This is a genomic window from Microbacterium sp. NPDC091662 (assembly GCF_044756705.1).
GTDB lineage: Bacteria > Actinomycetota > Actinomycetes > Actinomycetales > Microbacteriaceae > Microbacterium.
Genome location: NZ_JBIVTM010000002.1, coordinates 612,009 through 633,807, shown reverse-complemented (window position 1 = coordinate 633,807; position 21,799 = coordinate 612,009). Strand labels below are relative to the sequence as shown.

Here is a 21,799-nt window from a genome sequence, read left to right as displayed (position 1 = left end):
CGCACGCCGTTCACCGCCCGATAGTCCGGTTCGTGGTGATCGAGGACAGCGTGCGCTCCGAAGTGCGCGCAGGGGCGGCGACGAAGAGCGCCGAAGTCGAGGTGTACGACTTCGGTCGTTCGGCGACCCTGTCGCGCGAGCACACCCGCGCCCTGGAACTGGCCTTCGAGACCTTCTCCCGGCAGTGGTCCGCACAGCTCTCGGCCAAGATCCACGTGCGTGCCACCATCGCCGTCGAACATGTCGGCATGATGACGTACGGCGAGTACGCCCAGTCGCTGCCGACGACGACCACGATGATCGTGTGCGCCCTGCCCGACTCCGACGAGCGCCTCATCGTGCAGCTGCCGACGTCGGCCGCGACCGCCTGGATCGTGCAGATGGTGGGCGGACGTGCATCCGCAGCCTCGGAGGACCGCACGTTCACCCCGATCGAGCAGGCCCTGATCCGCTCGCTGATCGTTGACGCGATCGACCACCTCACCGGTGCACTCGACGGTCTCCTCCCCGCCGGAGTCACCTTCAGCGGGATCCAGTACAGCTCGCAGTTCGCCCAGGTGGCGGCATCCGGCGAACCCGTCATCGTCGCACGGTTCTCGATGCGCCTCGCCGGTCGCACTGTGCCGACGAGCGTGATGCTGCCTGCCTCCGTGCTCGCCGGCTTCACCGTGCGCCCCTCCGACGACGAGCGCTCCACCGCCCCCGCACGGATCCGTCGCCAGGTCGAGGTCGCCCCGGTCGAGGTGGCGCTGCGTCTCTCACCGCGCGCCGTGTTGCCCCGTGAGGTCCTGGACCTGTCCGTCGGCGACGTCATCGCGTTCCCGCACTCCGCCGACCGCCCGATGGTCCTCGCCGTCGGCGATCAGATCGTCGCCACCGCGGCGGTCGGCAGCGCAGGAGCACGGTTGGCCTGCGTCGTCACCACCACCGTCCCCGATCCCGCTTTCGCCGAGGAGCCCGCGTGACCAGCACCACCACCTACGAGTCGGCCGTCGCCGCCGCCTTCGCCGCATCGCTGCCCACGGCCTCCCCTCTCGTCGCGCGCGCCTCGCAGGTCTCCGGCGACACCGGCGACGCCCTGATCGTGCGGTTCGTGGGCGAGGCGAGCGCGCAACTGGCTGTACAGCTGTTCGAGCCGGAGATCCTGGTCGACGGCCTCGGCGGAACACCCCTGGCCGATCGACTGGGCGACGCCCTCGAGAGCGCGACCAGCGCACTGGGTTCCGGGGCTCTGGGCGAAGCCACGATCGGCGATGCCTCTTCTCTGTTCGCCGACCCGGCGGTGCAGCTCTTCGATCTGCAGGACGACGCCGACCACACGGTCGGCCGCCTCGCCGTCGTCGTCACCCGTGCACCGGCGGGAGTCTCCCACTCCTCGCGACGACTGCACCGCATCGCCGGCGTCGAGATGGAACTGACGGTCGAGATCGGACGCACCAGGATGGCGGTTCGCGATGTGCTCGATCTGGAGCCGGGGCGCATCGTCGAGCTCGACCGCTCCGCCGGTGCTCCCGCCGACATCAAGCTCAACGGCCGCATCATCGCGCACGGCGAGGTCGTCGTCGTCGATCAGGACTATGCGGTGCGGATCACCCGCATCCTCGAGAACGTCGAGGCCTGACCCTGGACGACCTCCTGCTCGGCCTACGGGTCGTGCTCTCGCTCGCCGCGGTGCTCGGGGTGCTGTGGTTCCTGCAGCGCCGCGTCGCGCGCACGCAGGCACGTCGTCGCGACAGCGAGGCGATCACGGTGCTCGGGCGCCAGGGGGTCGGCCCGAAGGCACAGATCGTCGTGATCCAGACGGAGGACGCCCGGTATGTGCTCGGCGTCACCGAGCACGGCGTGAACGTCGTCGATCGTCTGCCGGTCAGGCCAACGGATCAGCCGGAGGAGACCGCGCGGTCGACGTGGTCGGAGGCGACCTCCGACGCGGCGTCCGACGCCGAGGAGTTCGATCGCATCCTCGCCGCCACCGCCCTGACCGAGCCGGCGACCGCCTCTCCCGCATCATCGGCGCCTCAGCGCCGGGTACGCCACCGGAACGACCCGCTGCGCGGATCCATCCTCTCCCCCGAAACCTGGCGCCAGACCGCCGAGGCCATCCGGCGCACGCGATGAGCGCGCCCCGTGGGGTCGTCGACGGGCGAGCGCTGCGACGAATCGCGCTGATCGTCGCCGCGGCCGCGGCGCTCGTCATCGTGATGACGCTCCTGACGGGCACCGCTGCCCAGGCGCAGGTCACGCCCGACGACCCGGGCGAGGGCGTCACGATCGACATCAACGGCGTCGACGGCGGCCCCTCCGGCTCGATCCTGACCCTGCTGGGTATCACCCTGCTCTCGGTCGCCCCCGCACTCCTGCTGATGATGTCGTCGTTCACGAAGATCTTCGTGGTGCTGGCGATGACCAGGAACGCCCTCTCGCTGCCGACCATCCCGCCGAACCAAGTGCTGGCCGGCCTGTCGCTGTTCCTGTCGCTGTTCATCATGTGGCCGGTGCTCACCGAGATCAACACGGTCGCTGTGCAGCCCTACATCGACGGCACGCTCACCTTCACGCAGGCCATCGACGTCGGTCAGCTGCCGCTGCAGGAGTGGATGCTCCGTTTCACTCGCGAAGAGGACCTCGCCCTCATGACCCGGATGGCGGGTCAGCCCAACCCCGAAGACCCCTCGAGCGTCCCGATGTACACGCTCATCCCCGCGTTCATGATCTCCGAGCTGCGGGCCGCGTTCATCATCGGCTTCGTGATCTTCGTCCCGTTCCTGGTCATCGACCTCGTCGTGGCCGCGGCCCTGATGTCGATGGGCATGATGATGCTCCCGCCCGTGATGATCTCGCTGCCGTTCAAGATCCTGCTGTTCATCCTCGTCGACGGGTGGGGGCTCATCATCCGGGCGCTCCTGGAGAGTTACGGAGGGGTCGGATGAGTCCCGAAGCCGTCATCGACATCGGAACACAGGGGCTGATCATCGCGGCGAAGCTCGCCGCCCCCGTGCTGGTCACCGCCCTCGTGGTCGGCTTCGCCATCTCGCTGCTGCAGTCCATCACCCAGGTGCAGGAGGTGACGCTGTCGTTCGTGCCGAAGATCGTCGCCGTCGGCATCGCCCTGCTCATCGCCGGCAACTGGATGATCGCAGAGATGATCGCCTTCACGAACGAGATGTTCGCGCGCATCCCCTCGCTGCTGAGCGGATGACCGCGTGTACATCCCGATCGACTTCGCCTGGTTGGAGGCCACGATGCTCGCCGCCGTTCGCATCACGGCGTTCGTCATGATCGCCCCGCCGTTCTCGTACGGGGCGATCCCGGTGCGCGTGAAGGCGATGCTCGCGATCGGGCTCTCCCTCGCGGTGGGCACGGCCGTGGCCCCCGGCTACGAGAACCTCGACACCGGGCCGTTCCTCGGCGCCTTGGTGCTGCAGCTGGTCACCGGTGCCCTGCTCGGCTTCCTCGTCCTGTTGTGCTTCTCGGCACTGCAGGCGGCGGGCAGCCTGATCGACGTGTTCGGCGGGTTCCAGCTCGCCCAGGCCTTCGACCCGCACTCGCTCGTGAACGGCGCCCAGTTCACCCGGCTCTTCCACCTGACAGCGCTGACGCTGCTGTTCGCTTCCGGCGGGTACCAGTTGATCCTCGCCGGCCTCGCCCGCAGCTTCGAGGCCGTGCCCGTCGACGGCATGTTCCAGGCGGCGGGTCCGGCAGAGATCCTGGTCGACGGGGTCTCGCAGATGGTGCTCGCCGCCGTGCAGATCGCGGGCCCCCTGGTGCTCGTGCTGTTCCTCGCCGACGTCGGGCTGGGGCTCATCACCCGCGTCGCCCCGGCGCTGAACGCGTTCGCGATGGGCTTCCCGGTGAAGATCCTGCTGACGCTGCTGCTCGCCGGAACCGTGTATGCAGTGCTCCCCGGCATCGTCGACTCCCTCGCCGCGCAGGCCCTGCGCATGATGCAGGGAGTGCACGAGTGAGCGGCACGGACAGCGGCGAACGCAGCGAGAAGGCGACGGACAAGCACCTCAGTGAGGCTCGCAAGAAGGGGCGGCTGTCGCGCAGCCAGGATCTGACCGCCTGGTTGGGGATCGGCGCGGCAGCCGTCACCATGCCCGCCGCCATCGCGCTGGGAGCGTCGGCCGGAACCGAGCAGCTGCTCACCCTGACCTCCCTGGTCGACGCCCCGACTCCGGAGGCGGCACTGGCCGCCCTCGGCCGCGGCCTCGCCTCGGTGATGCCGACACTCGCCGTGATGCTGGCAGCCGTCGCGATCGTCACCCTGATCGGTGCGGTCGTCCAGGGCGGGGTCCACCTGAAGCCGCTCACCGGGCGCTTCGAGCAGTTCAACCTCGTCACCGGGATCCGACGGGTGTTCGGCATGCAGGCTCTCTGGGAGGGCGCCAAGGCTCTGATGAAGACCGCGGCCATCGGCATCGCGCTCTGGTTCGTGATCGCGAGCCTGATGCCTGTGCTGACCGCGAGCGGCGCGCACTCGATCTCTCGCCTGCTCGGCGTCGCGAGCGAAGGCACGACCGCACTGCTACAGACTGCGATCGGGGTCGGCCTCGCCCTCGCCGCGATCGACATGTTCGTGGTGATGCGGCGCAACCGCAAGCACACGCGCATGACCAAGCGCGAGATCCGCGACGAGAGCAAGAACTCCGAAGGCGATCCGCTGATCCGCCAGCAGCGACGCTCGCGTCAGCTCGCCGTCAGCCGCAACCGCATGATCGCCGCCGTCGCCGGCTCCGACGTCGTGGTGGTCAATCCGACCCACATCGCGGTCGCGCTGCGATACGAGCCCGGCCGCGCCGCCCCCAAGGTGGTCGCGAAGGGCAGCGGCGTGATCGCCGAGCGCATCCGCGACGAGGCCGTGCGCGCCGGGGTGCCGCTGGTGCGCGAGATCACCCTCGCCCGGGCCCTGCACGCCGCGTGCGAGCTGGGCCATGAGATTCCCGAAGACCTCTACAACGCCGTGGCACGCGTGCTCGTGTTCGTCGACTCGCTGCGACGACGCGGGGCCGCCCGTGGCATCCACTCCCTTCCCTACCGGAGGACCGCATGAGACAGCTGCTTCCCAAGCTCGGGGTGCCGATCGGCGTCGTGGGCATCATCATGCTCCTCGTCGTGCCGGTGCCGCCGTTCCTGCTCGACATCCTCATCATCCTGAACATCATGTTCGCGCTCGTGATCCTGCTCACGTCGATGTTCGTGAAGAAGCCGCTCGACTTCTCGGTCTTCCCCTCGCTGCTGCTCGTGGCCACCCTGTTCCGGTTGGGACTGAACGTCGCCTCGACCCGTCTGGTCCTCGGCGAGGCGTACGCGGGGCAGGTGATCGAAGCGTTCGGCGCCATCGCGGTCGGCGGCTCGCTCATCATCGGTGCCGTCGTCTTCCTCATCCTCGTCGTCATCCAGTTCGTCGTGGTCACGAAGGGCGCCGAGCGCGTCGCCGAGGTCGGCGCACGATTCACGCTCGATGCGATGCCCGGCAAGCAGATGGCCATCGACGCCGACCTCAACGCCGGACTCATCACCGACGCCGAGGCCCGTGAGCGCAGGGCGGAGGTGGCCGCCGAAGCCGACTTCTACGGTGCGATGGACGGTGCCTCCAAGTTCGTCAAGGGCGACGCGATCGCCGGACTCGTCATCATCATCATCAACATCGTCGGCGGCATCGCGATCGGCATCGTGCAGCACGGCATGACCATCGACGAGGCCGTGAGCACCTACAGCCTGCTCACGATCGGCGACGGCCTGGTCACGCAGATCCCCGCCCTGCTCATGGCGGTCTCCACCGGCATGATCGTGACCCGTTCCACGGCGGAGGCGGAGATGGGGACGGCGGCCTCCGCACAGCTCGGTCAGTCCCGCAACGCGCTGATCATCGCCGGATGCGCAGCGATCATCATGTCGCTCATCCCGCACATGCCGATGCTGCCGTTCGTCGCGATCGGCGCGGTGCTCCTGCTCATCGCGCAGCGCATCAAGGCGACGCAGAAGCGCCAGGAGGCCGCCGCAGCGCAGAACCCGGCGACCGTCCCGACCGACCAGCCGGAGGAGCTCATCGAGAAGATGCGCGTGCATCCGCTCGAGATCCTGCTGGCCCCCGACATCATCGATCTGGTCACTGGGGGCCCCGACGACCTGCTCGCGCGTGTGAAGGCCCTCCGGCGCCGGATCGCCCTCGACCTGGGCCTCATCGCCCCTCCCGTGCGCACCCGCGACAGCATCGAGCTGCCCCAGGCGACCTACGTGATCCGCATCGCCGGCGTCGAGACCGGCCGCGGCACGGCGCCGGTGGGCTCCGTGCTCGCACTCGGGCAGGGACTGGACAGCCTTCCCGGCACCGCGACGCTCGACCCGGTCTTCGGGCTCGAGGGCAAATGGATCCCGATGGAGATGCGCCACAGCGCCGAGTTCGCGGGGGCGACCGTCATCGACAGGGCGAGCGTGATCATCACCCATCTCTCCAGCGTGGTCCATGCCCATGCGGCGCGTCTGCTCAGCCGCGAGGACGTGCGCCAGCTCACGGACGCCCTCAAGCAGGTCTCGCCCGCCGCCGTCGAGGAGCTCACGCCCGCGCTGATGTCGCTGGCCGAGGTCCAGCGCGTGTTGCAGGGACTCCTCGCCGAGCGGGTGCCGATCAACGACCTCAGCCGCATCTACGAAGCGCTCGCGCTGCGCGCCAGGGTCTCCACCGACCCCGAGGGCCTGATCGAGGCCGCTCGGGCCGCGCTCGGGCCCGCTATCGCCGCCCGGTTCGCGGACGCCGGGACCCTGCGCGTGGTGATGATCAACCCGATGCTCGAACAGGCGATGCTCGAGAGCCTGCGCCCGGGCGACGACGGCAGTCAGATCGTCTTCGATCCCCAGCGCATGGAGGCGGTGGTCGATTCCGTGAAGCAGGCCGTCGCCTCGGTCCAGGAGGGCGGCGAGCCGGTGCTGGTGTGCGCGCCGTCGCTGCGGCCTGCCGTGCGGCGCCTCGTCTCGGCGCAGACCGACGGCCTTCCGGTGCTGTCGTACACCGAGGCCACCGCCGCCGCCCTCACGATCGAGACCGTCGGGGTCGTGCGAGACATCCCCGCGCCGTCGGTCGGCGTCGTCCCCGCAGCACTAGGCTGAACGAATGCTGGTTTTGACGAGGCGGATCGGTGAGAGCGTGCGCATCGACGGCGACATCGAGATCACGCTGCTCGAGATCAAGGGCGACAGCGTACGGATCGGTGTGAAGGCACCGCGTGAGACGCGCATCCAGCGCACCGAGATCATCGAGGCGGTCGTCGCCGAGAACGTGTCGGCCGCGGCCGAGACCGATGCCGCGGCCGAAGGGGCGATCGCCGCTGCCCTCGCGCGCGGCCGTGAATCCCGCCTGGCCTAGAACCGGAGCTCGGTCTCAGGCGGGCGTCAGATCCGCCGCTGTGGCCCGCTTCCACTGGTCGCCGCCGGCGGACCGCGCCCTGGCCGCCGCCCTGGCCGCTGCGTCGACGAGCGCGTCATAGTCGTATCCGACCACGGATGCCGTCGCCCAGCCGATGCTCGCCGAGGAACGGATGCCGGTGACCGCGGTCTCCCTGTCGATCACCGAGATGCGTGTCAGGATGCCGCGCAGGTGGTGACGGACCGACTCGTCGCTGCCGCGGATGACGACGATCGCACGGCCGTCTGCGATCCGATCGGCGTCGGCCGACGCCGGCAGAGCCTCCTGGATGTCGTGGTGGAAGCGATCGACGATCACGGCGAACGCAGAACCCGTGGACGCCTCTCGGAGGTCGGCCGGGTCGTCGAGGCGGATGTCGAGGATCGACCACGGCAGGTCGTTCTGCTCCTCGGCCTTGCGAAGCCGGCGTCGTGCACGCTCGGCGATGTCGTCGGCATCCTTCTTCTTCTGCTCCGATCGCACCATCAGCACCAGGGTGAACGCCGCGCAGGTGCTCACCACCACCGTGCCGACGGCGTTCATGCCGCGCAGTGCACTCAGTTGCGCTTCGGTACCGGCTCCACCGGAGACCAGGGCGGATGCGGCACTCACGACGGCCACCACCACGAAGCCGCACGAGGCGAGGGCCAGCGGCAGCACGATGTCCTTGACGGTCGACCTGTCGCGCAGCAGCTCGTAGGCCACCAGGCCCGCGAAGACGGCACTGCCGAGGAAGACGAGCTGGAACGAGGGCAGATACCAGACGCTGCCGGCCGTGGACACCAGGAGTGTGGGTGCGATCAGGACGAACACGACGACCGGCCACCAGCGCGCCCGGCGTTCCAGATGCATCCGCAGACCGATCCAGACCAGTGGCTCGAAGCACAGCAGCAGTGCGGACGCGGCTCCTCGCAGCACCGGCTCGTCCGTCTGCTGCCCCGCGAGCCAGAGGTAGGCCCCCAGCATCCCCAGGCCGAAGGCGGCTCCCCAGGTCACGGTCGCCCTGGTCGGGCGGGCGAGGGTGCCCAGACCCACGACCATGACCGTGAGCACGGTGACGACGGCCACCATGCTCGTCGTGATGTCGACGTTGACGGGAACGAGCGGGTTCACGTCTGCACCTCCTCCGGGGAACGCGGCGGGAAGCGGAGCGTCACCCGGGTGCCGACCCCGATCTCGCTGGACACGTCGATGCTGCCTTCGTGCGCGGCGACGATCTCGCGGACGATCCCCATTCCCAGCCCCGTGCCGCTGATGCCGGCGCGCACGGCACTCTCGGTGCGGAAGTACGGCTCGAACACGCGCGACAGATCTTCCGGGGTCATCCCGAACCCGTCATCGACGATCGTGACCTCCGCCTGCCCCGTGGTCGCCGTGTCGAGGCCGACGTCGATGCGTCCACCGGCGGGAGTGTACTTGGCGGCGTTGCTGAGGAGGTTGTCGAGCACCTGTCGCAACCGGAAGGGGTCTCCCGAGATCACGAGGCTCGCCGCGCCTCCGATCCCGAGCTCCTGTCTGTTGCCGGAGATGACCGGCGCGTACGAGGCGGCCGCCGCCTCGACGACCTCGCGCAGATCAACGGGGGCGAACGGCTCCTGAGCGGCGCGACTGGTCTGCTGCAGGATGCTCGCCACCAGGTCCTGCATACGCTCGCCCGCGTGCGCGATGATGTCGAGTTGCGCCGGTACCCGCCCGGGCAGGTCGTCGCGCTCACGGAGCAGGTCGACGTGGCCGATGATCGCGGTGAGAGGATTGCGCAGTTCATGCGAGACGACCGCGTTGAAGGTGCGTCGCTCCTCGTCGACCTCGAGCAGCGCGGTCACGTCGTCGATCACGACGAGCGTGATGTCCTCCCCCTCCCCCACGCTGGCCATGGACTGCGTGCTCACCTCGAGCGCACGCCATTGGCCCGTGCCGTCGAACAGCCACACCCGCTCGGCGTGCAGCTGCTCGCCCGCGGCGGCCCGAGCCAACGAGGTGCGCGACGGCGGGAGGGCCGTGCCGCGCCTGCCGTCGTACTCGACGGCAGCCGAGGGCAGCGCCGCACCGAAGCGATCACGACCGTAGAGCGTGCGATAGGCGTCGTTCATCTGGAGGATGCGTCCGCCCGACGTGACGACCACGAGTGCCACGCTCAACGCATCGACGATCTGCGTGACGCGTCGCTGGTTCGCCTCGGCACGCTCGGCGGCGCGGTTGACCTGCTCGGAACGTCGCTGCAGGAGTCGACGCGCGGCCCGGGAGCGCTGCGCACCGATGCGCACCGTCACACCGAGGAAGCCCAGGGTGATCACGAGTGTGAGCAGGCGCAGCAGGATGTCGGCCGGCGTGCCGCTCTGATCGGCGAACAGCACGAGGGTGGCGCTGATGAAGGCGATGCCGCCGAGCACCCAGGGCATCGTGAAGTAGCTGGCCAGCCAGACGACCGGAAAGACCCAGAGGAAGCCGAGCCGAAGGTCGGGGGCGTTGGTCGTGAACCCCACGGCGAGCGCGTCCAGGAGCGGCACGACGGTCGCCGCGGTGCGCGGGAGCCGGTGCCAGGGCACTGCCAGGGTGACGAGCGTGGTGACGATCACGAGACCGGCACCGGCGACGACGAGCGGGTTGGCGAAGGTCTGGGGTTTGAATGCGGTGATCATCACCACGATCGCGACGATGCTGCCGGTGAAGACGAGTTGCCAGCGCCAGATAGACACAGTGCGGACCATCAGCGCTCACCCTCCCCGTCGAACCTCAGCTTTGCCGCAAGATTACTCAAAGATCGGTGCAGCCCGCTCTTCAGGTGCCCTGCCGCCCCTAGCATTCTGAGTGGGGGCCGACACTGCGACTGGGGAACAACGCAGACGCTGGGGCCACGCGAGTGGGGATTCGCAGGCAACCGGGGCCGCGGCTGGGGAGCCGCGGCCCCGCCCCTCGGCTTCACGGCCCGTCGGCAGGCGTGAGGCGATAGCCGACACCGCGCACCGTCTCGACGTAGCGCGGCGTGGTGGTGCTGTCGCCGAGCTTGCGCCGCAGATTCGCGATGTGCGTCTCTATCGCCCGCTTGTCCGGCTCGCTCACGTACTCGTTCGACCCCTCGGGCGCCCCGCGCAGCCCACGGGCGAGATCGGCCTTGCTGCACACGCGGAGACCGGCTCCGAGCAGCATCGCGAGCAGGTCGAACTCGGTCGGCGTGAGGTCGATCCGCCGCTGCCCGATCAGGACCATACGCGTGTCGAGGTCGAGGCTGAGGTCCCGATGCACGCGGCCCCGCCAGGTGAGGACGGTCGCACCGTCCGCCGCCGGTTCGGGTTCGGCCGACGCCCGGCCGATGTCCGCGGGCCGGGGGTCGGTGAAGCGGGGTCCGGAGAAGCGGGGGTCGACACGGGGGCGCCGCAGGAGCGCCTCGATACGTGCGCGGAGCTCACGAGGACGGAACGGCTTCACCAGATACTCGTCGGCGCCGGACGTGAGCCCGAGAACCACATCCGACTCCTCGGAGAGCGCGGAGAGCATGATGATGAAGGTGTCGCTGATCCGCCGGATGCGTCGCGCGACCTCGAAGCCGTCGATGCCGGGGAGGTTGATGTCGAGCGTCGTGATCACCGGGTGGTGCTGCTCGATGGCGGCGAGCCCGTCCAGCCCAGAGCCCGTGAGGATCGTCTCGAAGCCGGCGGCGAGGAACACCTCTTCCAGGAGGGATCGCACGTCGGGGTCGTCCTCGATGATCACGGCGACCAGGGCGCGATCCGTGGCCGTGGTCATACGACGCTCTCGCGCACGATCGTGACGATCCGCGGTGCGTCGGCGTCGAGCTCTGACGGGTCGAGGTCGGAGGAGCCCACCGGTCGCTCCACTTCGATGTCCCACCAGGAGTCGGCCAGCTCCTCGGCCATGCCGCGTCCCCACTCGACCACGACCACGGAATGCTCGAGGTCGAGATCGAGATCATCGAGCTCCGCCGCCGAACCGAGACGGTAGGCGTCGACGTGCACCAACGGCGCCCGGCCGACCAGCGAAGGATGGGTTCGGGCAATGACGAAGGTCGGGCTCTGCACGGGGCCGCGCACGCCGAGCCCCTCGGCGAGTCCGCGGGTGAACGTGGTCTTCCCCGCACCGAGCGGACCCGTCAGCACGAGCAGGTCGCCGGCTTCCAGCTGCTCACCGATCCGCAGGCCCAGTTGCTCCATCTCCTCGGCGGTCGCGATCTCCCGGCGACCGAGGAACGCGGGGTCCACGCTCATGAGGCCCGCCGGGGCACGCGCGGTCCGATGCGGGTGACGATCTCGTAGTTGATGGTGTCGGCGGCATCCGCCCAGTCCGTTGCGGACGGCACCCCGAGGGTGGGGTCGCCGAACAGGACCACCTCGTCGCCGATCGAGACCGGGGTGTCGCCGACGTCGACGACGAACTGATCCATCGCGATCCGCCCGACGTTCACGAAGCGGCGTCCGCCGATCGAGACCGGGAGCTTCCCCGAGGCGTTCCGTGGTACCCCGTCGGCGTATCCGAGAGGCACGAGCACCAGCGTCGTGTCGCGATCGGTGCGGTGGTCGTACCCGTACGAGACGCCGGTTCCGGCCGGCACTCGGCGGACGGCGGCGATCGCCCCGCGGAGCGTCATCGCCGGGCGCAGACCGAGCTCGGCGGAAGTGCGGTCGTCGAAGGGCGAAAGGCCGAAGAGGCCCACGCCGATACGCACCGCGTCGAGGCGCATCTCGGGCAGGTCGATCGCCGCAGCCGTGGCCGCGATGTGCCGGATCTCCGGCCGGATGCCGAAGCCCGCCGCGGTGGCGACCCCTTCCTCGAACTTCGCGAGCGCGGCTCTGTCGTCTTCGGCCGAGGTGTTGGAGAGGTGGCTGAACAGCCCGACGATGCGCAGACGTCCGATGCGCTCGAGGCGCGCGGCCTCGGCCAGCACTCGAGGCCAGTCGGCCGGGGCGATGCCGTTGCGCGACAGCCCCGTCTCGAACTTCAGGTGCACCCCGACCGGACGATCGACGGCTGCCGCGGCGCCGGCCGCCTCGAGCTGGTCGAACGACGAGATCCCGACCTCGATGTCCTGCGCAGCAGCGTGCTCGAACCGCTCCCCCGGCGCGTGCAGCCACGCCATGATCGGCGCATGCACACCCTGCCTGCGCAGTTCGAGCGCCTCGGGGATCTCGGCGACACCGATGCGGGTGGCACCGGCGGAGAGCGCAGCGACCGCTGCCGACGCCGCGCCGTGGCCGTAGGCGTCGGCCTTCACGATGGCGATCACCTCGACGCCGGTGAGGCGGCGGAAGTGCCGGACGTTGTCGGCGATCGCGTCGAGATCGATGGTCGCTTCGCGGAACGGGACGGTCACAGCGGTGCTCCTTCGGCGACGACGAACGCCGCAGCGAGACCGGCGTCGTGGGTGAGGGTCAGATGCAGCGTGCGGATGCCCCGTTCCTCGACGACGGCGGCCGTCGAGCCGGAGAGCACGAAGTGCGGGCGGCCGGAGGGCTCGGAGGCGATCTCGATCTCCGTCCAGTGCACGCCGTCAGAGCCGCCGAGCGCCTTGATCAGGGCCTCCTTGGCCGCGTAGCGGGCGGCGAGGGAAGGAAGGCGGAGGGTGCGCTCCGACGGGGCGAAGAGTCGTTCGCGCAATCGTGGCGTGCGTTCCATCGTCCGCTCGAATCGTGGGATGTCCACGAGGTCGATGCCGGTACCGATGATCACCCGTTCAGCCTACCGAGCCTGCTTCCTGTTGAGATCGCCCAAATGGCTCCGTTTCCGGTGGAAACGAAGCCATTCGGGTATCTCGAAGAACGCTCTACTCGACCGTGACCGACTTGGCGAGGTTGCGCGGCTGGTCGACGTCGAGGCCCTTCGCCGTGGCCAGGGCCATCGCGAAGATCTGCAGCGGCACGACCGCGAGCAGCGGCTCGAACATCGCTCCGGCGAGCGGGATGTGGATGACCTCGTCGGCGAACGGCAGCACGGCGGCGTCGCCCTCCTCGGCGATCACGATCACCCGGGCGCCGCGCGCGCGGATCTCCTGGATGTTCGAGACGACCTTGGAGTGCACGAGGGCCGAATGACGCGGGGAGGGAACCAGCACGAACACCGGTTGCCCCGGTTCGATCAGCGCGATCGGGCCGTGCTTGAGCTCGCCGGCGGCGAAGCCCTCGGCGTGGATGTAGGAGATCTCCTTGAGCTTGAGCGCACCTTCGAGGGCGATCGGGTATCCGACATGGCGACCCAGGAAGAGCACCGAGCGGGTGTCGGCCATCCATCCGGCGAGCTGGGTGACGTGCTCCTGCTCGCTCTCGAGCACCTCGGCGATCTTCTCGGGAAGAGCGGCGAGTTCCGCGACGTCGACCGAGGCATCGGCGACCGCGCCGCGCACCCGACCCATGTGCAGACCCAGCAGCAGAAGAGCAGTGATCTGCGCGGAGAACGCCTTGGTCGAGGCCACAGCGACCTCGGGGCCGGCGTGGGTGTAGACGACGGCATCCGACTCACGAGGGATCGTGGCGCCCTGCGTGTTGCAGATCGACAGCGTGCGGGCGCCGCGCTCACGGGCGTACTTCACGGCCATCAGCGTGTCCATGGTCTCGCCCGACTGGCTGATCGACACGACGAGGGTGTCGGCGCCGATCACCGGGTCGCGGTAGCGGAACTCGTGCGCGAGTTCGACGTCGACGGCCACGCGTGCCCACTGCTCGATCGCATACTTGCCCACCAGCGCCGCGTACGACGCAGTGCCGCAGGCGGTGATGATGACGCGGTTGATGCCCACGAAGAGTTCATCCAGCCCGTCGAGCTCGGGGATGACGACCTGGCCGTCGTGGATACGACCGCGGATGGTGTTGGCGACGGCCTCGGGCTGCTCCGCGACCTCCTTCGCCATGAAGCTCGACCATCCGCCCTTCTCGGCGGCGGCGGCGTCCCACGACACGTCGAACGGCTCGGGCTCGACGGGAGTGCCGGCGAAGTCCATGACGGTGACCGCGTCCGGGGTGATCGAGACGATCTGGTCCTGCCCGATCGCGAGCGCCTTGCGCGTGTGCTCGATGAACGCGGCGACGTCGGAGCCGAGGAAGTTCTCGCCCTCGCCGAGTCCGATCACGAGCGGGGAGTTGCGGCGGGCGCCGACCACGAGACCCGGGTGGTCCTGGTGCATGGCCAGCAGGGTGAACGCGCCTTCCAGGCGGTTGACGACGCTGCGGAAGGCCAGCTGCAGGTCGCCGCCGTTGCCCGCGTACTCTCGTCCGAGGAGCGCCGCGGCGACCTCGGTGTCGGTCTCGCTGCGGAACACGACGCCGTCGGCGAGGAGCTCGTCACGCAGGGCGGAGAAGTTCTCGATGATGCCGTTGTGGATGACGGCGAGCTTGTCGTCGTCGGCGAGGTGCGGGTGCGCATTGCCGTCCGTCGGGCCGCCGTGCGTCGCCCAGCGGGTGTGCCCGATGCCGGTCGACCCGTCAGGGAGCGGCGCGTCGGCGAGCGAATCGCGCAACACGGCGAGCTTTCCCGCCTTCTTGCGCATGCCGAGCGAGCCTTCACCGTCGATGACGGCGACCCCCGCAGAGTCGTATCCGCGGTACTCCAGACGTGCGAGGCCTGCGAGAAGGATGTCCTGGCTGGGGCGCGGGCCCACGTATCCGACGATTCCACACATGCGATCAAGAGTAAGACGAGTTTTTTGCGAGTCGTCCGTACATTCTTACGGGCGGGCGGTGGCCCGTCCCCGACGTCAGAGCTTGCGCAGCAGCACCGTCTCGACATCGTGGTCGGCGCCCTTGCGCAGCACCAGGCGCGCGCGGTGTCTCGTGGGCATCACGTTCTCGACGAGGTTGGGCATGTTGATCTCGTTCCAATAGCCGAGCGCCGTGGTGATCGCCTCCTCGTCCGTGAGGTGCGCGAACACGTTGAAGTACGACGAGGGGTTGCTGAAGGCCGCCTGGCGGAGGGCGAGGAAACGGTCGACGTACCACTTCTCGATGTGCGAGGTGTCGGCGTCGACGAAGATCGAGAAGTCGAACAGGTCGCTCACGGCGACGTCGTTCGGGGCGGGTGGGGGCTGCAGCACGTTCAGTCCCTCGACGATGACCACGTCGGGGCGACGCACCACGACGTTCGCGTCCGGCACGATGTCGTAGCGCATGTGCGAGTAAAACGGAGCGCGCACCTCGGTGGCACCGCTCTTGACCTCGGTGAGGAACTCGATCAGCGCTCGACGGTCATACGACTCGGGGAAGCCCTTGCGGTCCATGATCCCCCGACGCTCGAGCTCGGCGTTCGGGTACAGGAAGCCATCCGTGGTGACCAGCTCGACCCGGGGCGTTCCCGGCCAGCGGCTCATGAGTTCGCGCAGCAGACGGGCGATGGTCGACTTCCCCACCGCCACCGAACCGGCGACGCCCACGACGAACGGCGTCGTGGTGTCGTCCTCCTGCAGGAACGACGAGGTCGCGGCGCCGAGCCGTTTCGTCGAGGTGGCATAGAGGCTGAGCAGGCGGCTCAGGGGCAGGTACACCTCGCGCACCTCGGTGAGCGAGAGCCGATCCCCGATGCCGCGGAGCTCGACGACCTCGGTCTCGGTGAGCGGTTGGTCGAGGCCGGCGGCCAACCGCGCCCATTCCGCGCGTCCGATCTCCCGATAGGGCGACAGCGGCAGCGTGGGGTCGACGGTGGTCACGGAGTACATCGTATCGGCGTGCTCGAGTGCGGGACGCGCGGATGCCCCTGCTCCCCGAGGAGCGCAGGGGCATCCGGTCGCGTCGAGCGCCCGTCAGGATCCGAGGGCTCCTCGCCGGCGGCGGATGACCAGCGCGGTGCCGACCCCGAGCAGGAGCGCGGCGGAGACGGTGCCGGCGACGAGCAGACCGGCGTCCCCACCCGTACTCGCCAGCCCCGTGCTCGCCGCTCCCGATGCGCTCAACGTCACCGATGCCCTCGCCACCTCGACGCCGTCGACGAACACGACCACGGAGTGTGCACCCGCGGGCACAGCCGCGGGGATCCGTGCGCGCAGGGTGAAGGTGCCGTCGGCCGCTGCTGCCGTCGATCCGAGGGTCGTCGGGGTGGAGTGCAGTTCCACGCGCACACTGTCCGACCCGGAAGCGACACCCGTGCCGCGCACCGTGATCTCGCCACCGGGACGGAGGTCGCCGGTCACGGTGACGGCGGCGTTCCCCGTCCCCGGCGACTCTCCCCCGCCGGGCTGGCTTCCGCCGATGGTGACGGATGCGGCGGCCGAGGCCGGCGAGCGGCCGATCGCGTTGGCCGCAGTCACCGTCACCGTGTGAGTGCCTGCGGGCACTCCGCGGAAGGTATGCGTCGTCGCGCCGGCAGCCGTGTCCGCGGTCGCCGTTCCGAGCGTCACCGAGTACCCGGTGACGGGCGAGCCGCCGTCGGAGGTCGGCGCCGTCCACGTCACGGTGACGTCGGTGCCGGCAGCCGTCGCCGTCGGTGCCGCCGGTGCCGCCGGTGCGGTCAGCTGGGGTTGCGGGACGATCCCGAAGAACTCGTCGAGCTTCGCGAGCGCTTCATCGGCGAAGGCGAGGTTCGTCGCGCGACCGGCCTCGTACTGCTCGTCGGTCTGATTGGGGCGCTTGGCCGGCCCCTGCAGGTCGGAGATCCACCACCACTCGGTCATGTACTCGCGGTACCCGGCCTGGCCGTTGTCCTGGATCCAGTTCTTGGTGATGGGGGCGGCCGTGTCGGAGCCGTCGTACTCGAACAGATACGGCACCTGGAGCTTGCGGGCGGTCGCCGTCGCCGCCGCCGTGTCACCGCCGGGGTGGTACTCTACGCGCTGTCCGGCGCTGCCATCGAGCACGTACTGGGTCTTGAGGTTCGGAAGATGCTTCTGCACCAGGTCGCCGTAGAGGTGGGCGATCGACGAGTTGGTGTCGCGGATATGCGCGTTCGCCCCGCTCCAGCCGTCCAGACGAAGGTCGAAGACGTACACGGTCTGCACACCCGACTCTGCGGCCTTGTGGTTCACGTCGCGGATCACCGCGCGTGTGTTGTGGCACCAGGTGCCGCCGAACAGGATCGTGTGGTCTCCGTCGGACTCGAGCAGGTCGACGAGTTCGGGATACGTGATCGACTGCAGCACGAAGCCCTCCGCGTCCGCCGGCGTGAAGATCGTCTCGCCGTACGCGGTGAGGTTGGTGCTGTACGCCGCGCGGTGACGGGAGTTGACGGCGTTCGAGAAGAAGTCGTACTGCGACTGGGTGTCCAGCCGCGCAGCCCCGTTCACGGCGACCGCCTCGAACACCGCGGCCACCTGCTGGCGGTACTCGTCCGTCGCTGCCGTGGTGGCATCCTCGGTACCGCCGAGCGAGGCGACGATGCGGTCGTCCACGCCCCCGACCGTGCGGTCACCGTCGTATATGAAGAGGTAGGGATCGGTGCCAGCGCCGAACTCCGGGGTCGTGTCCTTGTTGAGATAGCCGTCGACGAGGCGCGTGTAGAGCGCACCGGGCGCCTCGCCTGCGACGCCGGTGACGAAGGTGCGGATGTCGACCGAATCGCCGTCGAGCAGCGGATCGAACGTGTAGATCGCGTCGACTCCGTACTGCTGCGCGACGCGATCGATCTCCGTTGCCGTCGCCGCTGTCGTCGGGTCCTCCGGTCCGCCGAGCAGGAAAGCGTAAGTGCCGTCGCTGCTGAGGAGGCTCTCGAATCTCTCGAAGGTGACCGATTCGAACACCGAGCCGGCGCGCAGGCCCGCAATGGTGTCGGCGAAGTAGTCGAAGGCGGGGGTCGGTGCAGCGGACGCCGGGAGGGCGGCGAGTCCCACGGTTCCTCCGGCGGCGAGGGCGGCGATGACGGCTCCTGCTGCGAGGCGTCTTCCTCGTGCGTGTGTGGACATGGCGATGGGTTCCTGTTCTCGGTGCGTGATCGGTTCGGGTCAGAGGATCGGGGTGGTGGCGTCGGAAGCGGGAGTCGGGGCGCCCGCCGCGGCGCGGCGACGCAGCCACCACCAGGTGAGCAGCCCACCGGCGATGACGACGATCCCGCCGAGCGTCAGCGGTGCGGCGAGCGGCACACCGGCTTCTGCGGGGGCATCGGCCGTGACGAGCGTGGTCTTCTCCGGTTCGTCCGCGGCGATCTCGAGACCTTCGATCGACTCGGACGCCAGGGAGTCCCCCACCGCGTTCGTGGCGATCAACGCGAGGTCGTAGGTGCCCTCGCCGAGGTCGATCTCGTACGTGGTGGCGTCGGCCGGGATGATGATCGGCGTCCCGTCGTTGACGATCAGCTTGTAGCCGGTGAGGGGCGAGCCGCCGTCTGCGGGGGTCGTCCATGTCAGGGAGAGGCTGCGGCCGTCCACGGTGTGGGAGAGACCGGCGGGTGCCGTCGGGACCGTCGCCGCCACGGTGGTCGCCTCGTCCGGCACGGTGGTCGTGGTCGACGTGCCCACCGCGGGCTTGTCGTTCGTCGCGGAGGGCTTCACCGGCGCCGGCGCGGGGGCGGGAGCCGGAGCCGGCGCAGGGGCGGGAGCGGGCGCCGGCGCCGGCGCGGGCTTGGGCGCGGATCCGCCGCCGACCGCTGCCGGCGGCGCCTCCACCGTCGAGTCGTACGGGTAGCCGCCGAGCTTCTCGCACGCACCGAGGTCGAAGTTGATGGAGCACAGGTCGCAGACGTCCCCCGCCGCGTGCGCGGCGGTGGGAATCGCGATCGGAGCGAGCAGGATCGCTGCGGAGACCGCGAGTGCGGAGAGCAGCCGAGGGCGGGCGGGGGATTTCATCGGGAGACCTTCTCGTGAGTCGAACGGGGAGCGGGCAGCTCGCACTGCCCGATGGGGAGATCGGCGGGGATGCCGAGGTCGGCGACGGTGGATGTCGGTGCGGTCTGCGTGCGCCGGAGCTCGCGCCGCGATGCAGGCTCCGACGGCGCCGCCACGGGAGGACGTTCGCCACGGAAGACCGCATCGTCGAGCACGCCCAGGCGCCGAGCGACGATCGTCGCCGCCGTCGCAGCCGCCGTGACGTTCGCCATCGTCGAGGCGGTTCCGGCGACGGCGCTGATCGGGATGAGAACGACGAGGACCTCGACGGGCAGCCCCGAAGCGCTGAGCACGGCGGTGGCGGTGATGATGGCGGTGCCGGGGACTCCGGCGGTTCCGAGCGAGACCAGCAGGCACAGCCCGGCGAGCGCGAGATAGTCCCACACCGTGTACTGGATGCCGAGGACGTTGATCGAGAAGACCGCGACGATGATGGGCCAGATACCCGCGCACCCGGGCATCCCGATGGTCGTGCCGATCGGAGCGGTGAACGCGGCGACGTCCTCGGGAACCCCCACCTTGCGGGTCAACGTCGGAATCGTCAGGGGCAGTGTGCCCACGCTCGACTGCGTCGTGAACGCCGTGTACTGGGCCGGGGTCAGCAGGCGGAACCAGCGGATCGGGTTGACGTCGGCGAACACCCGCAGCAGCACGCCGTTGACGACGTAGGCATCGACGAAGGCGACGCCGAGCGCCAGCACCAGAACCAGAACCAGCGCCATGACGGTCTCGATTCGCGTGACGGCCGTGGCCGTCGTGGTCGCGACGAGGGCCAGGACGGCGTAGGGCGTGAGCTCGATGATGAATCCCACGGCGGTCATGACGACTTTCCTCGCGCCGTCGATCACGCTCTTGAACGAGCGCAGGTTCGGGTCGTCGCCCCGGTTCGCCACCAGGTAGGCGACCGCGAAGAGCAGCGCGAACAGGATGATCCCCGTGATGTTGTTGCTGACGAAGTCTCCCGCGATGTTGGAGGGGAACAAGCCCAGCAGCACCTGGTCGAGCGGCTTGATCAGCCCCGTCAGCGTGTCGCCGCTGCCCTCGCTGAGTTCGAGCTCCACTCCCTGCCCGAGTCCCACGCTGAGGGCGACGGCGAGTGTGAGCACGATGGCGATCGCGTTGGTGAGCAGCAGCCAGAAGGCGCTGGACAATCCGATCGTGCGCAGTTTCCGGGCCGACCCCAGCGACGTGATGCTGGAGAGGATCGAGATGAAGATGAGCGGAGCGACGATCGCGGTGATCACCTGCACGTAGAGGTCGCCGAGCACTGTCACGTACGCGAGGCCGTCACGGAAGCCGATGCCGATCCCGATCCCGACGCCGAGGGCGATCAGCACGAGTGTGGTGAAACCCGCACCGCGTCGACGGAGCACGACGATGCCGACGAACGCGGCCAGGGTCACGGCGAGCGCGGCGAGGGGCAGGAGGACGGCGCTATCGGGCATGGGGCCGACGTTATCGATCTGCTGTGAGACGCGTTCGGGCTGGTCGATCTGTTGCCACACGGGTCGCTCTGTTCCGCCGCATGAAGAACGGAGTCAGCGGCTTGTGACGTCGAACGGCAGTGCGGTAGGGACACGACGCACCTCCGAGGGCGAGTAGTCTCTTCCCGTGCGCCTGGGAGTCCTCGACATCGGATCCAACACCGTCCACATGCTGGCGGCCGACGTGCGCCCCGGTGGACGACCGCTCGCGACGACGAGCGACAGGACAGTGCTGCGCCTCATGCGCTATCTCACCCCCGACGGCTCCATCTCGGAGGAGGGCGTCGTGGCCCTCGAGTCCGCCGTCGCGCAGGCACGACGGGTGGCCGAGAGCGAGCGCGTCGATGCGCTCCTGGCCACCGCGACGAGCGCCGTGCGTGACGCACGCAATGGCACCGAGGTCATCGCCCGCATCGAAGCGGCCCTCGGCCAGCCGCTGCAGGTGCTCGACGGCGAGACCGAGGCCGAGTTGACCTTCCTCGCGGTGCGGCGCTGGTTCGGCTGGTCAGCCGGACAGATCCTGCTCCTCGACATCGGCGGCGGTTCACTGGAGATCGCCGCCGGGGCGGAGGAGATGCCGGACGCCGCCGCATCCGTACCGCTCGGGGCCGGACGCATGACCGTGCAGTTCCTGCCGAACGATCCTCCGGGCGAGGCCGAGGTGGAGCGCCTGCGTGCGCATGCGACGGCGACCTTGGCCGACGTGCTGCCGCGATTCGTCGCACTCCCCCGGCCCGATCACGTCGTCGGCTCATCGAAGGCGATCCGCTCTCTGGCCCGACTGGTCGGCTATCCGGTACCCGGCTGGTCGGGAAGCGAGCGGATGCTGCTCCCTCGCGCCTCCCTCGGGTCGTGGATCCCTCGCCTCGCGCGCCTGCCCGCCTCCGCGCGACAGGAGCTGCCCGGCATCACTGCGGACCGGACGTTCCAGATCGTGGCCGCTGCCGTGTCTCTCCACGCCGCGATGACGGCCCTCCGTGTGGACGAGCTCGAGGTGTCACCGTGGGCTCTGCGCGAAGGTGTGCTGCTGCGGTACATCGAACAACTGAACTGGAACGACTCCCGAACCTGAGCGACGGATGACGCGGTGCGAACAGGCTCTGTTGCCGTCCGTGTCCGCGCCGGTATCCTCTGACGAAGCGCGCACTTCCCCGGCCGTGTGGA

At 69.4% G+C, this 21,799-nt stretch carries 21 protein-coding genes; 10 read left to right on the top strand and 11 right to left on the bottom strand.

Annotated features, from left to right (window positions below; translation table 11 throughout):
- The first annotated feature begins 32 nt into the window (after positions 1-32).
- The 9 genes from ACIQLD_RS16365 to csrA are packed head-to-tail and all read left to right on the top strand — an operon-like array spanning position 33 to position 7,366.
- A complete protein-coding gene (locus ACIQLD_RS16365) occupies positions 33-965 on the top strand; it encodes a flagellar motor switch protein FliM (protein ID WP_402609647.1) in 933 nt (310 codons plus the stop codon).
- Entirely contained in the window at positions 962-1,621 is a 660-nt protein-coding gene (gene fliN, locus ACIQLD_RS16360) for a flagellar motor switch protein FliN (protein ID WP_402609645.1), read from the top strand. Before ACIQLD_RS16365 ends, fliN begins: the two co-directional genes overlap by 4 nt.
- A 32-nt stretch (positions 1,622-1,653) precedes the next feature.
- Positions 1,654-2,118: a FliO/MopB family protein gene (locus ACIQLD_RS16355; RefSeq protein ID WP_402609643.1), complete on the top strand. Its 465-nt coding sequence runs from the start codon at positions 1,654-1,656 to the stop codon at positions 2,116-2,118.
- Positions 2,115-2,930, top strand: coding sequence for a flagellar type III secretion system pore protein FliP (fliP, locus tag ACIQLD_RS16350; RefSeq protein WP_402609641.1), 816 nt, complete (start codon positions 2,115-2,117; stop codon positions 2,928-2,930). Before ACIQLD_RS16355 ends, fliP begins: the two co-directional genes overlap by 4 nt.
- Positions 2,927-3,199 carry a flagellar biosynthesis protein FliQ gene (gene fliQ, locus ACIQLD_RS16345; protein ID WP_017828226.1) on the top strand — a complete coding sequence of 91 codons (273 nt, stop codon included), beginning with the start codon at positions 2,927-2,929 and terminating at the stop codon, positions 3,197-3,199. The genes fliP and fliQ overlap by 4 nt, the downstream gene beginning before the upstream one ends.
- Before the next feature lie 4 nt (positions 3,200-3,203).
- The gene (locus ACIQLD_RS16340) at positions 3,204-3,965 is read left to right on the top strand and encodes a flagellar biosynthetic protein FliR (RefSeq protein ID WP_402609639.1); all 762 of its coding nucleotides are present in this window, start codon (positions 3,204-3,206) and stop codon (positions 3,963-3,965) included.
- On the top strand, positions 3,962-5,053 hold the full coding sequence (locus tag ACIQLD_RS16335; protein WP_402609637.1) for a flagellar biosynthesis protein FlhB: 1,092 nt from the start codon (positions 3,962-3,964) through the stop codon (positions 5,051-5,053). The genes ACIQLD_RS16340 and ACIQLD_RS16335 overlap by 4 nt, the downstream gene beginning before the upstream one ends.
- Positions 5,050-7,110 (top strand): flagellar biosynthesis protein FlhA, encoded by a 2,061-nt coding sequence (locus ACIQLD_RS16330; RefSeq protein WP_402609635.1) that lies wholly within the window; start codon positions 5,050-5,052, stop codon positions 7,108-7,110. Before ACIQLD_RS16335 ends, ACIQLD_RS16330 begins: the two co-directional genes overlap by 4 nt.
- Before the next feature lie 4 nt (positions 7,111-7,114).
- Positions 7,115-7,366, top strand: a complete 252-nt coding sequence (gene csrA, locus ACIQLD_RS16325) for a carbon storage regulator CsrA (protein ID WP_402609633.1) — start codon at positions 7,115-7,117, stop codon at positions 7,364-7,366.
- 15 nt (positions 7,367-7,381) lie between these two features.
- Here csrA and ACIQLD_RS16320 read toward each other — a convergent pair whose 3' ends face one another.
- From ACIQLD_RS16320 to ACIQLD_RS16270, 11 genes are all read right to left on the bottom strand, one after another.
- On the bottom strand, positions 7,382-8,518 hold the full coding sequence (locus ACIQLD_RS16320) for a hypothetical protein (RefSeq protein WP_402609631.1): 1,137 nt from the start codon (positions 8,516-8,518) through the stop codon (positions 7,382-7,384).
- Positions 8,515-10,113, bottom strand: coding sequence for a sensor histidine kinase (locus ACIQLD_RS16315; RefSeq protein ID WP_402609629.1), 1,599 nt, complete (start codon positions 10,111-10,113; stop codon positions 8,515-8,517). Before ACIQLD_RS16315 ends, ACIQLD_RS16320 begins: the two co-directional genes overlap by 4 nt.
- A gap of 211 nt (positions 10,114-10,324) precedes the next feature.
- Positions 10,325-11,149, bottom strand: a complete 825-nt coding sequence (locus tag ACIQLD_RS16310; RefSeq protein ID WP_402609627.1) for a response regulator transcription factor — start codon at positions 11,147-11,149, stop codon at positions 10,325-10,327.
- Positions 11,146-11,628 (bottom strand): tRNA (adenosine(37)-N6)-threonylcarbamoyltransferase complex ATPase subunit type 1 TsaE, encoded by a 483-nt coding sequence (gene tsaE, locus ACIQLD_RS16305; protein ID WP_402609625.1) that lies wholly within the window; start codon positions 11,626-11,628, stop codon positions 11,146-11,148. The genes ACIQLD_RS16310 and tsaE overlap by 4 nt, the downstream gene beginning before the upstream one ends.
- Complete coding sequence (alr, locus tag ACIQLD_RS16300) at positions 11,625-12,731, bottom strand: alanine racemase (RefSeq protein ID WP_402609623.1); 1,107 nt, start codon at positions 12,729-12,731, stop codon at positions 11,625-11,627. The genes tsaE and alr overlap by 4 nt, the downstream gene beginning before the upstream one ends.
- Positions 12,728-13,087 (bottom strand): holo-ACP synthase, encoded by a 360-nt coding sequence (locus ACIQLD_RS16295; protein ID WP_402609622.1) that lies wholly within the window; start codon positions 13,085-13,087, stop codon positions 12,728-12,730. The genes alr and ACIQLD_RS16295 overlap by 4 nt, the downstream gene beginning before the upstream one ends.
- A 94-nt stretch (positions 13,088-13,181) precedes the next feature.
- The gene (gene glmS / locus ACIQLD_RS16290) at positions 13,182-15,029 is read right to left on the bottom strand and encodes a glutamine--fructose-6-phosphate transaminase (isomerizing) (protein WP_402609620.1); all 1,848 of its coding nucleotides are present in this window, start codon (positions 15,027-15,029) and stop codon (positions 13,182-13,184) included.
- A 75-nt stretch (positions 15,030-15,104) separates the two neighbouring features.
- Positions 15,105-16,058 (bottom strand): type I pantothenate kinase, encoded by a 954-nt coding sequence (coaA, locus tag ACIQLD_RS16285; protein WP_402609618.1) that lies wholly within the window; start codon positions 16,056-16,058, stop codon positions 15,105-15,107.
- A gap of 84 nt (positions 16,059-16,142) precedes the next feature.
- Positions 16,143-18,233 (bottom strand): fibronectin type III domain-containing protein, encoded by a 2,091-nt coding sequence (locus ACIQLD_RS16280; RefSeq protein ID WP_402609616.1) that lies wholly within the window; start codon positions 18,231-18,233, stop codon positions 16,143-16,145.
- Positions 18,234-18,272: 39 nt separating this feature from the next.
- Positions 18,273-19,112: a fibronectin type III domain-containing protein gene (locus ACIQLD_RS16275; protein ID WP_402609614.1), complete on the bottom strand. Its 840-nt coding sequence runs from the start codon at positions 19,110-19,112 to the stop codon at positions 18,273-18,275.
- On the bottom strand, positions 19,109-20,596 hold the full coding sequence (locus tag ACIQLD_RS16270; RefSeq protein ID WP_402609612.1) for a dicarboxylate/amino acid:cation symporter: 1,488 nt from the start codon (positions 20,594-20,596) through the stop codon (positions 19,109-19,111). Before ACIQLD_RS16270 ends, ACIQLD_RS16275 begins: the two co-directional genes overlap by 4 nt.
- 166 nt (positions 20,597-20,762) lie before the next feature.
- Here ACIQLD_RS16270 and ACIQLD_RS16265 point away from each other — a divergent pair, with 166 nt between their 5' ends.
- Positions 20,763-21,707 carry a Ppx/GppA phosphatase family protein gene (locus ACIQLD_RS16265; RefSeq protein ID WP_402609610.1) on the top strand — a complete coding sequence of 315 codons (945 nt, stop codon included), beginning with the start codon at positions 20,763-20,765 and terminating at the stop codon, positions 21,705-21,707.
- Positions 21,708-21,799 lie beyond the last annotated feature (92 nt).